Genomic DNA, 11,673 nt, shown 5'->3' with positions numbered 1-11,673 from the left:
GTGACCACGCGAGCCCGACTGGTGCTGGACGACTCCACCAGGGGTGTCCTCGACCGGATCAACGACGCCGCGCCGGGCACAAGCCTGCGCGTGGTCGTCGCGGCGCCCGGAGGTCACGGCAAGACAGCGTTCCTCGGTGAGATCGGCAACCCCGCGGTCCGCGTGGTCGACGACGCCCATCTGCTGGACGACGCCGCGTTGCGCGCGCTGGCCGCGGAACCGTTGCTGGTGCTGGCTTACCGGCCGTGGCCGCGCCGTGCCGTGCTGGCCGAGCTGACCCGTGGCGCAGTCGTGGTGCCGTTGGCGCCGTTCTCGAAGGACCAGGTCCGCGAGCTCCTGCACGCCCCGCGGCCGGTGGTCGACTTCGTCCACGCCCAGACCGGCGGCGTGCCCGCGTACGTCGAACGGCTCGGTGCCGCCTCCGAGGTCACCGCCGAGGTGCTGTCGGCGTTCCGCGGCGACCTCGACTGGCTCGACCCGGACCTGCAGAAGTTCCTGCTGGCTGCGGAAGCCGGTGCCGCCCAGCGCCTCGACCTGCTGTCGGCGTTGCTGGACAAGGACTTCGACGAGGTCAGCGACATCATCGAGGCCGCACGCGCCACCGGCCTGCTCGCCGAGGACGGCACCCTGCTGCCGCTGGCGCAGCGCGCGGTCGGCGCCCTGACCCGCACCGAACGCCGCATCGCCGTCCGCCAGCGCCTCGCCCAGCTGCAGTTCGACCGCGGTGGCCCGGTCCTCGACCTGGTCCGCCCGCTGGTCGACACCGGCATCGGCGGCCCGGTCTTCGCCGCGGCCGCCCGCGAGGCCCTGTCCTCTGACCCGGCACTGGCCGCGCGCCTGTTCAAGGCCTCGACCGGCGGCGGTGTCGTCCCCTCCGACACGGCCGCCCAGTGGGCCACCGCCTCCGCGATGGCGGGCGACCTCGACTCCGCCCTGCGCCTGGCCGACCAGGTGATCAGCGCCCCCGACTCCCCGCACCGCCGCACCGCGGCCGAGGTGGCCGCCGTCGCGCTGGCCCACCGCGGCCAGCTGGCCCGCAGCACCGAGCTGTTCCGCTGGGCCGCCACCCCCTACGCCGCGGCGTTCGCCGGCATCGGCGCCCTCGGCACCGGCACCCCGTCCGACGACACCCCCGCCCAGCCCCCGACCCTCCTGGGTGGCGCCGCATCCCTGATGCTGCAAGGCGTCCGGCAGTCCGTCTCCGGCTCCGAGACCGCCGCACTGTCCACTTTGGTCCGCGCATCCTCCCTGCTCGAACCGGCGGGCGGCGCCGTCCTGCTCCCCGACAGCCCGGCGTCGCTGGCCGCGCTGGTCGCCCTGCACTGCGGCGAGCCGAACGTCGCCGAGTCCGTCCTCGACCGCGCCGTGGAGGCCGGCACCGGCGGCGTCCTGATGTCCGTGCGCCACCGGCTCCTGCAGGCCTGGCTGCACATGCTGCGCGGCAACCTCGCCGTGGCCCGCGAGACCCTGATGTCCGTCCGCGGCACGTTCGAGCCCCGCGACTGGATCTTCGCCGTGGCCCTGGAGGTGGGCGTGGCTCGCCGCAACAGCGACCTCGCCACCCTGCGCCGCACCTGGGAGCAGGCCTGCGAGGCCGTGCTCCGCCACCCCGTCGACCTGTTCTCCCTGCTGCCGCTGGGCGAGTTCGCCGCGGCCGCCGCCCGCCTGCGCGACCAGGACCGCCTCGCCCCGCACCTGTCCCAGGCCCTGGCACTGCTCCAGTCGCTCGGCACCCCGCCCCTGTGGTCCACGCAGCTGCGCTGGAGCCTGCTGCACGCCGCGATCATCGACGACGACCTCACCTCCGCCGAGGAACACGCGGCGGTGCTGGCGGCGTCCCGCGACCACAGCCGCTACTGCGCGATCATCTCCACCGCGGCCGAGAGCTGGCTCGACGTCGTGGCCGGCGAGGTCGACGCCGACCGCGTGGAAGAGGCCGCCCGCAGCCTGCACGCCGTCGGCCTGTGGTGGGACGCCGCGCGCCTGGCCGGTCAGGCGGCGATCCGCACCTCCGACCGCCAGGCGATGGTCCGCCTCCTCGACTGCGCCCGCCTGCTCCAGGGCCGCCCGGTGTCCGCCCGCCGCGCCGAGGCCGACGCCCCCGTCGTGGTCGAGGACGCCGGGAAGCTGAGCGAACGCGAGCGCGAGGTCGCAGGGCTGGTGCTGGAGGGGATGACGTACAAGCAGGTGGGGGACCGGTTGTTCATCTCGGCCAAGACCGTCGAGCACCACATGGCGCGGATGCGGCAGCGGCTGGGGAGCACGAGCCGCAGCGACCTGCTAGCGCAGCTGCGGCACATCGTGGGTTCCTGAAAGCACCTCGCGCGAGGTCGTTCCTCGCCCGAAGGGGGCGAACGCCGCCGTGCGTCGGGACGATGTGGTTTGCTGGCGGTAGGCTTCCGCACCGTTGCTCGTCGAGCAGGTCAGGTGGAACGATTTTGCCGAGCCAGGACGACGCGAGATCGTCACGCCCGCCGGGACGTGACGAGGTGGCGCGCGACTGGGCCCGCGAGGTCAGCCGGACCTCCTACATCCCCCTGTCCTCCGCGAAGCTGGCGGAGGAGCTGCGCGAGCTGGTGAACCTGATCGCCGAAGCGCTCGCCGGGGACGCGAAGACCGCCGCGCGGGTCGGCACGCGGCTGGTGGAGATGCACTGCGTCGGCGCGGACAGCCTGCGCAGGTCCGTCGAGGTGCTGGCCGGGTTCGTGGCGCACGAGACGGAGGACGCGCACAAGAGCGCGTTGGTCATCGGGGAGATGTCCGCCGGGTACACCGATGCGATGCAGGCGTTCGTGCTGGAGCAGCAGGAAAGCGTCAGCCAGGCGATGTTGCGCGCGACCCGGGCCGCGCAGCTCGACCTGCGGGCGAGCGAGGAGCGGTTCGAGGACATCTTCGCGCACTCGTCGACGGGGATCGCGATCGTCGGCCTCGACGGGCGGCTGGAGCGGGCCAACGAGGCGCTGTGCACGATCCTGCGGCGCGAGGAGGTCGGCGGGATGACGCTCGGCGACCTCATCGCGCCGCCCGACCTGCCGTTGGTCGAGAACGCGCTGGCCGGCCTGCGGTACGGGCGGATGCGGCGGGTCCAGGAACGGCCGCGGCTCATCGACCGCGACGGCGAACATTTCCGGGTGCTGCTCGCGGCGACCGTGCAGAAGGACGCGGAGGACACCCCGAGGCACTACGTCGTGATGATCGACGACGACAGCCAGCTCACGTTGCTCGGCGGGCGGTTGCAGTACCAGTCGCTGCACGACGCGCTGACCGGGCTGCCGAACCGGCAGTACCTCACGACGCGGCTGGAGTCGTTGCTGCACAGCGACATGGAGCACGGCGTCACGCTCTACCACCTCGACCTCGACGCGTTCGCCGTGATCACCGACGGGCTCGGGCGCGAGATCGGCGACCGGGTGCTCAAGCTCGTCGCGGAACGGCTGAGCGCCGTCTTCGCGGGCGAGAAGGCCATGGTGGCGCGGCTGGAGGGCGACGAGTTCGCCGTGCTCGTCGAGAACGGGCCGGACACGCCGGACGTCGACAGCACCATCCGCACGATCGAGCACGAGCTGGCCGAACCCGTCTACTTCACCGGGCACGGCGTCGCGGTGTCGGCGTCGATCGGCGTGCTGCCGCGGCTGCACCCCGGCGGCCACCCGGCCGAGGTGCTGCGGGCGTCGGACATGACGCTCAGGAGGGCCAAGCGCAGCGGGCGCCGGCAGTGGGGGCTGCACGACGCGACGCTCGACAAGCGGGAGCAGGAGGAGTTCGCGCTCGCCGCCGTCATGCCCGGCGCGTGGGAGAGCGGCGAGATCGACGTCGTGTTCACCCCGGTCATGCGGCTCGACGGCGCGGCACGGGTGTGCGTCGAGGCCGAGCTGCACTGGCGGCACCGCGACGCCGGGCTGATCCCGCACGAGAAGTGCGTGTCGATGGCCGAGCACACCGGGTTGATGCTGCCGCTGGGCGAGTGGATGTTGCGCAGGGCGGCGGAAGCGGCGTGCGGGCACGACGAGGTGCTCGCCGTGTGCCTGACCGAGGGCCTCGCGAACAGCCCGGACCTCGTGCGCGACGTGCGGCGGGTGCTCGCGGACACCGGGCTGCCCGCCGGCCGGTTGCTCCTCGGCTTCCCGGTGCGCGTGCTGGCCGCGCAGGACAGCGAGGCCGCCGACAACCTGGAACTGTTGTCGGACATGGGAATCCACATCGGCGCCCGTGACTTCGGGGGATCGACCGCGGAGATCGAGCTCGTCCGCTCGCTCGGCGTGATGGCGGTGCGGATGACCGGCCGCAGCCGCACATCGGACGAGCTGGTGTCGCGCGTGCTCAGCGACGTCATCGGGTTCGTGCACGAGGCCGGTGGGCTGGTCGTGGTCGACCCGGTCGAGGACGCCGAGCAGCGCGACTGGTGGAGTGGTCTGGGAGCCGACGCGGGGGTCGGCCCGGTGTTCTGCCGGGAACCGGTTACGAGCTGGCCCGCCGCGGGCTGAGGTGCACGAGGACCAGCGCGAAGCCCGCGACGGTCACCATGCGCAGCGCGGCGCCGATGCCGTTCCAGTCCTTCGACTGCCACATCGCGAACCACTCGCCGCCGACCGTGATGAACCCGCCCAGGAACAGCGCCACGACCATCAGCAGGCCCGCCGACGCGAAGCTGCGCGCGCTGTCGTCGCGGTTGCGGGCGTACGCGACGGTGCCCGCGGTCAGCAGGAGCGCCGAGACCGCCTCCCACACGATGATCGCGACGTAGACCAGCGTCACGACGGCGGAACTGGTGATGGCCCGCCACTTCAGCCCCTCGCCGAACGTGGTGTCCATCGCGAGCACGTGCTGCACGAACGCCTCGTTCGTGCCGTAGTCCGTGACGTTGCCGATCACGACGAGGACCATGTTCAACGCGATGAACCCGACGGTCACCGCGACGACCGCGCGCAAGCTGCCGACCCGAGCAAGTAAACGCATGGCGCGGACAGTAACCGATAGGGTGCGGGCGGTGAGCCGTGTTTGTGTCGTCTCCCACCGGCTGGGCGGGTTCGACGGAGTCAGCGTCGAAGCCGCGAAGTGGGCGCACGCCTTCGCGGTGCTCGGCTGGGACGTCACGCTCGCCGCCGGTCACTTCGCCTCGGGTTCCGGGGTCGTCGTCCGCGGCCTGTGGGCCGACCGGCCCGGCGGTGACCCGCCACCCGTCGACCACGTCCTGATCCGTGCAGCTCTGCGCGACGCACGACCTGGTGGTGCTCGACAACGCCGGATCGCTGTGGAGCGCACCGGAAGCCTCGGTGGCGTGGGAAGAGCACGCTCTCGCGGCCCGCGTTCCGGTGGTCCTGCGCCACCACGACCCGGCGTGGCAGCGCGTCCAGCTGCGGCCGGTCGACGGTGACGTCGTGCCGCTGCACCACCCCGCGCACCTGCACGTGCTGATCAACTCGTTGACAGAGCGGGAGTTCCGCGCGCGCTGGCCCTCGGTGCACACCAGGGTGGTGCACAACCGGGTCGACGTCGCCGGCCTCGCGCACGGCGACCGCGACGGCACCCGCGCCGCCCTCGGTGCCGCACCCGGCGACTACCTCGTGGTGCACCCGGCCCGCGTCGAGGGCACGTCCAAGAACATCCCCGGTGCCGTCGACTTCGTCCGGCGCCTGTCCGCGCGCCGCCCGGACGTCCGCTACTGGCTCACCGACGACGCTCCCTGCCCTGCTGCGGACCGGCTCCCGGGTGTGCTGCGCGGGCGCGTCGCGAACCAGGCCGACCTCTACGCTGCCGCCGACCTCGTGCTGCTGCCGTCCACCTGGGAGGGGTGGGGGCTGCCCGTCTGCGAGGCCGCGGCGGCGCGGAAACCCGTTGTGGCAGGGCCTTATCCGGTGCTGGACGAGATCCGCGCGCTCGGCCTCACCGTGTTCGACCCCTCCGACCTCGACGGTCTGCTCGCCGCCACCGACGCCGTGCTCGACGCCAACTTCGCGGCAGTGCAACGACATCTGGACCTGCGCGAGCTGCCGCGCGTGCTGGAGGGGCTGGTGGAGGACGCCGTCCGGCTCAGCACGGGTCCCTGAAGTCCATCTGCGGCAGCTTCTCCTGCCACACCGCGGGGGTGAGCGCGCCGCGCGTGGCCGTGCAGATCCGGTCGACCTGGTGCGGCACGTCGAGGTCCCACAGCCGCACCACGCCGTCGGCGTTGCCGGTGGCCAGCAACCGGCCCTGCGTCGAGAACCGCACGTACGGCTCGGACGTCCAGTCGCCGGTGATCTGCTGACCGGTGAAGAACGGCTTGGCCGGGTCGCTGATGTCCCACAGCCGGAACGACTTGTCCGCACTGCTGCTCGCGAGCAGCCGGCCGTCCGCGCTGACCGAGATCGTGGTGATCACGCCCGTGTGCCCCCGCAGCTCGCTCACCAGCCGCGGGTGCTCGCGGTCGCGCACGTCGTAGAACCGGATCACCCGGTCCTGCCCCGCGGTGATCAGCGTGCCCCCGTCCGCGGTGAAGACCGCCTTGTGCACGATCTGCGGGTCCTGGATCGGCGTGCCGATCAGCCGCGCCCGCGTCGGGTCGCTCACGTCCCACAGCCGCACCGTCCGGTCGCTGCTCGCCGTGGCGACCGTGCGGCCGTCGGGGCTGAAGTCCATGCCGTTGACGTACGCGTCGTGCCCGGTCAGCGGTTCGCCCAGCGGCACGGGGTGCGCCGGGTCCGCGGCGTCCCACAGCCGCACCGAGTTGTCGTCCTGGCTGGTCAGCAGCACCGTCCCGGCCGGGTCGAACCGCGCGGCCGTGGCGAAGCGGGTCGGCAGCAGGACCGGTTCGCCCAACGGCCGCGGGCGGCTCGGGTCGGCCACGTCCCACCGGCGCACGGTCTGGTCGCCCGCCGCGGACACGAGCACCTTCCCGTCCGGCCGGAACGCCGGAGGGCCGACCGAGCGCTCGTGGCCCAGCAGCGGTGGTCCCGCCGGTTTCGGGTGGTGCTGGTCGGACAGGTCCCACAGCCGCACCGTCTTGTCCGCGGACCCGGTCGCCAGGAGCCGGCCGTCCGGGCGGAACGACGGCTCGCCCACCCGCGCGGTGTGGCCGAGCAACCACTCGCGCGGCAACGACCACAGGTTCGCGCCGCTCTCCTGCGACCCCGTGGCGAGCGTGGCGCCGTCCCCGCTGAACCCGACGGCGAACAGGGACCCGCCGCGCCCGGTGAGCGGGCGCCCGAGCGGGTTCGGCACCGCGGGGTCGCTGATGTTCCACAGGCGCGCGGTCGCGTCGGCGCCCGCGGAGGCGAGCACGGGCTCGGCGGGGCTGAACTTCACCGACCACACGGCCTCGGTGTGCCCGGCGAGCGGCAGGCCGACCGGTTCCTGCGTGGCCGGGTCCCACAGCCGCACCGTCTTGTCCTCGGAGCCGCTCGCGAGGAGCTTCCCGTCGCCGCTGAACGCCACCGAGTGGATGCCGTCGCGGTGGCCGGTCAGCGGCTTGCCGGTCCTGGTCCCGGTGGCCACGTCCCACAGCCGGATCGTGGAGTCGTCGCCGGCGGTGGCCAGCGTCCTGCCGTCCGGGCTGAACGCGAGCGAGCGCACCGCGGCGCTGTGGTCGCGCAGCGGTTCCCCGACGGGTTTGGCGTTCGCGGGACTGCTCACGTCCCACAGCCGCGCCGACCGGTCTTCGTTCGCCGCCGCGAGCAGCCTGCCGTCAGGGCTGAACTCCAGCAGGTAGGTGGGGCCGTTGCCGGTCTCGATCGTCTTGAGCGCCCGGGGCGAGCCGGGGTCCGCCACGTCCCAGAGCCGGATCGTCGCGTCCTGGCCGGTCGTCGCGAGCACCTTGCCGTCGGGGGAGAAGACCGCGGAGCTCAGCCAGTCCTCGTGCCCGCTGATGACCGCGACCTGCCGTGGGCGGCTGCGGTCCCGGACGTCCCACAGCCGCGCGGTGCGGTCGTAGCTCGCGGTCGCGAGGAGCGTGCCGTCCGGGCTGAACGTCGTCAGGTAGACCGCGCCGGTGTGCCCGAGCACCGGCACCGCGAGCGGCACCTGCTGGGTGGCGAGCACCTTCGCGGCCACCGCCTGGTCGTCCGGGCGCATCCGGTGCGCCACGAGCAGCAGCTGCGCCGACAACGACACGTCCGTCGTCGCCAGCCGGTCCGCCTCCGCCACGACCTGGCGGTACTGGGCGTCGTTGCGCTGCTGCACGCTGATCACCGCCGCACCCGCCGCGATCAGCGCGAACACCGCCACCAGCGCGACGGCACTGCGGCGCAGCCAGGTGCTCTTGCGGTGCTGGCGCTCCGACGTGCGCACGAACTCCCTGGCGAGCACGGTGACGTTCCGCTGCTGCCGCACGCCCTCCAGCCGGGCCCCGCGGTAGAGCATCGACGAGTCGCGGTCGTGCGCGGACCAGGTGGCCGCGTCCTCCTCCAGCCGCTGCCGGGTCAGGTTGCCCGCGCGGTCCTCGTCGATCCAGCCGCGCAGCCGCGGCCACGCGTGCAGCAGCGCCTCGTGCGTGATCTCCACGCTGCCGGCGTCGAGCGTGATCAGCCGGGCCCTGGCCAGCACCTCCAGCGCGCGTTCGGTCGCCGGCAGGTTCGTGCTCGCCTCCAGCAGGCCGTGGCGGCTGGAGCGGCGCCGGGTGTCCTGGGTGTCGTCGCCGACCCTGACCAGGCGCAGGAGCAGCTGCTTCGCCGCCTGCTGGCCCGGGTCGTCGAGGTCGGCCCAGGCCCGTTCGGCCGTCGTGGCGACGGCACCCTGGATGCCGCCGGCCGCCCGGTAGCCCGCGATCGTGAGCCGGCCTGCCTGCCGGCGCTGCCAGGTGACCAGCAGGGCGTGGCTGAGCAGCGGCAACGCCCCCGCGTCGTAGGCGTCCTTGCCGCGCCGGTTCTGGGCGCCCAGGTCGCGCAGCATGAGGTCGACCAGGCCCGCTTCGAGCTGCAACCCTGCGGCCTTCGCCGGGTTCGTGACCGCGTCGCGCACCTCGGCCGCCGACATCGCGCCGAGCACCATCTGGTTGCTCTGCAGCGCCTCGGCGAGCTCGGGGAAGTCGAGGCAGCGGGCGTAGAAGTCGGCCCGCACGCCCAGCACGACCGCCGTCTTCTGCGCGGCCGCGTGCAGGGCTTGCACGAAGACCCGCAGCCGGTTCGCGTCGCCGCCGAGCGTGAACGCCTCCTCGAACTGGTCGACGACCACCACCCGCTCGCCGACCGCGATCTGCACCTCCTGCGCGAACTCGACCAGCGCGTCCGAGTCGGCGGCGGCTTCGAGCACCGCTATCAGTTCCGGCAGCTGGAGCGCGAGCTCCTTCAACGGATCGGTGCCGGGGGAAATCACCACCGCCTCTTTGCGTAGGCGGGGCAGCACGCCCGCTTTGATCAGGCTCGACTTACCGGCACCCGACGCGCCGACGAGCATTGTCAGACCGTTGTCGTTCATCCGGGCGAGAAGTGCGTTCGTCGCTCTTTCCCGTCCGAAGAACCAATTCGTGTCCTGCGGTCCGAATGCGCTGAGACCCATGTAAGGGCACACCGCGTTTTCGTCCTGAGGGGGTGTGTCCGCGTCACCCACCGGGCTGGCGAGCGCCTCCTCCCAGAGCGTGCGCCAGACCTCGACGTCGTAGAGCCCGTCGACCGCGGGCTGCGGCCGGCGCTTGCGCGCCTCGCCGGTGAGGACCTCCAGCACGGCGCTCAACCCGCTGAACCTCGCCGGCACGTTCCGCCCGCGCCGCCAGTCGCTGACCCGCTGCGCCGGCACGCGGACCGGTCTGCCCTGTTCGTCCGTCCGGCGGGCGCGGGTCACCGACTCCGTGACCCGCTTCAGCGGCGGGTCACCTGCCTCCGCGTACAGCAGCGCGAAGCGCTCCGCGAAGACGCCACGGGGTCCCAATCGCCCTCCACCTCGTCCGGACCGGAAAACGCACACCACCCGCCTGAGCTGCGGCGCACGCGCCGGACGGGCCCTTCCGAACCCACCCTAACGAGATGGTCTGACAACCTCGACCGCACGTCCTTTCACGAGACCGGGAGACCGTCACAGTGGTAGCGGCTAGCTGGGGAAGATCTTCCACGGCTGAGGAGCGCTGGGGGTCTCCTCAGCCGTGGCCTCGACCGAGTGAGTGGCAGGGTGCTGCCTGCTAGTCAGGCGGCCGTCCAGAGCGCGTCGGCCTCCGGCTGCTTCGGCTGGACCCGGTTGGGGTCGGGCAGGTACTGCTCGACCGGCAGCGTCACGTAGCCGATGCTCCCCGGTCGCAACGCCGTGAGCTTGCCGGCGAGGCCCGCCAGCGCGCTGATCGATCCGAGCTCCGCGTCCGTCACGATCGACCTCGTCATGACGTCGGCGAGCTCGAACGTCCGCTGCGGGCTGCCGAGCCAGTTCTCGTCCGCGAGTTTCTGACTGAGTGCGGTCAGGAAGAGCTGCTGGTTCTTTATCCGGTTCAGGTCGCTTCCGTCCCCGATGCTGTACCGGGTCCGCACGAATGCGAGTGCTTGGGTTCCGCTCAACCTGTTCGGCCCGGCCGGAACGCGCAGTCCGCTCTTGTCGTCGTCGATCGCCTCGGGCAACGTGATGTCGACTCCGCCGAGGCGGTCTATGACGTCGCGGAAACCGTTGAAGTCGATCTGCACGAAATGGTCCATCCGCAGATTGCTCATCTGCTCGACCGTTGCCACCGTGCACGCCGCCCCACCCGTGGAGAAGGCGCTGTTGAACATGGCGATGCGCGCCGGCGGGTGGTCACCGCACCGCGGCCGCGGCACCATCGTGTCGCGCGGGATGCTGATCACCCTGGCCGCGTCGCCCCTGGCGTTCAGCCGCACGACCATGGCGGTGTCGGACCGCCCGTCGTCCCTGCCGATGAGAAGGATGTTGAGCGGCCTGCCCGGCGTCGACGGCGTCTGCGTGGGCCGCGGCGGCCGGGCGTTGCCGCTGAGCTCCTCGGCGAGGTCGACGGTCTGGAGGTTGCCCTCCAGCCGGGCGTAGGACCCCCAGACGACGACGCCCGCCGCGATGACCGCAGCGGCCCCCGAGACCACCAGCCATCGTTTCCAGTGGACGTTCACACCCCCAACGGTCCCGGCACTTTGTCCGGACCCGGTAGGGGATTTGTCAGGGTTGTGTCACAGCCTCGCGGAGCCCGTCCGTGCCGATGGCGACCACCTCGCCTTCAGGTAGTACAAAGCGAGGGCATCGTCAATGCCGCGACCCGCGTCGACGACGATCCGATCACGCCACTGGGGGCACCGATGACAATCCGCAAAGCCGTGGTCTCCGACGCACCCGCCGTCGCCGCCGTCCACGTCGACTCGTGGCGGACCACCTACCGCGGCCACATGCCCGACGACGTCCTCGACGCCCTGTCCGTGGAGTCGCGCACCTCCATGTGGGAACGCCTGATCCCCTCCGGCACCGTCTGGGTCGCCTTGGCCGACGACGAGGTGGTGGGCTTCGCGAGCGTCGGCCCGTCCCGCGAACCGGACGCCACCCACGAGCTGTACGCGATCTACTTCCTGGAGTCCGCCCAGGGCACCGGCCTCGCCCACCCCTTGGCCGCCGCAGCACTGGAAGGCCTCCCGGACACCATCGTCTGGGTCCTCGCCGGCAACCAGCGCGCCCGCCGCTTCTACGAACGCCTCGGCTTCACCCCCGACGGCACCACCCGCCGCGAAACCCTCGGCGACGCCGTGCTCGACGAGGTCCGCTACCACCGCGCATGACCACGAT

Annotated in this window: 7 protein-coding genes; 4 read left to right on the top strand and 3 right to left on the bottom strand. The window is 72.4% G+C overall.

The window, feature by feature from the left end; translation table 11 throughout:
• Positions 1-2,313, top strand: a complete 2,313-nt coding sequence (locus ACVDFE_RS02980; RefSeq protein ID WP_458429501.1) for a LuxR C-terminal-related transcriptional regulator — start codon at positions 1-3, stop codon at positions 2,311-2,313.
• Positions 2,314-2,489: 176 nt separating this feature from the next.
• Positions 2,490-4,484, top strand: a complete 1,995-nt coding sequence (locus tag ACVDFE_RS02975; RefSeq protein WP_360385711.1) for a diguanylate cyclase domain-containing protein — start codon at positions 2,490-2,492, stop codon at positions 4,482-4,484.
• Here the strand turns inward: ACVDFE_RS02975 and ACVDFE_RS02970 are convergent.
• Positions 4,459-4,956, bottom strand: coding sequence for a DUF2165 domain-containing protein (locus ACVDFE_RS02970; protein WP_458429500.1), 498 nt, complete (start codon positions 4,954-4,956; stop codon positions 4,459-4,461). The two genes, ACVDFE_RS02975 and ACVDFE_RS02970, sit on opposite strands and share 26 nt — an antisense overlap.
• Positions 4,957-5,198: 242 nt before the next feature.
• Between ACVDFE_RS02970 and ACVDFE_RS02965 the strand changes: the two genes are divergently transcribed.
• Positions 5,199-6,047 carry a glycosyltransferase family 4 protein gene (locus ACVDFE_RS02965; protein ID WP_458429499.1) on the top strand — a complete coding sequence of 283 codons (849 nt, stop codon included), beginning with the start codon at positions 5,199-5,201 and terminating at the stop codon, positions 6,045-6,047.
• On the opposite strand, the gene ACVDFE_RS02960 is transcribed toward ACVDFE_RS02965, so the two are convergent.
• Positions 6,031-9,840, bottom strand: coding sequence for an nSTAND1 domain-containing NTPase (locus ACVDFE_RS02960; RefSeq protein ID WP_458429498.1), 3,810 nt, complete (start codon positions 9,838-9,840; stop codon positions 6,031-6,033). The genes ACVDFE_RS02965 and ACVDFE_RS02960 overlap by 17 nt on opposite strands.
• Before the next feature lie 251 nt (positions 9,841-10,091).
• Positions 10,092-11,012 carry an LCP family protein gene (locus ACVDFE_RS02955; RefSeq protein WP_458429497.1) on the bottom strand — a complete coding sequence of 307 codons (921 nt, stop codon included), beginning with the start codon at positions 11,010-11,012 and terminating at the stop codon, positions 10,092-10,094.
• Positions 11,013-11,195: 183 nt separating this feature from the next.
• Here ACVDFE_RS02955 and ACVDFE_RS02950 point away from each other — a divergent pair, with 183 nt between their 5' ends.
• Entirely contained in the window at positions 11,196-11,666 is a 471-nt protein-coding gene (locus ACVDFE_RS02950) for an N-acetyltransferase family protein (RefSeq protein WP_458429496.1), read from the top strand.
• Positions 11,667-11,673 lie beyond the last annotated feature (7 nt).

The organism is Lentzea chajnantorensis, from assembly GCF_054300775.1.
This window is presented reverse-complemented; position numbering and strand designations above follow the sequence as displayed.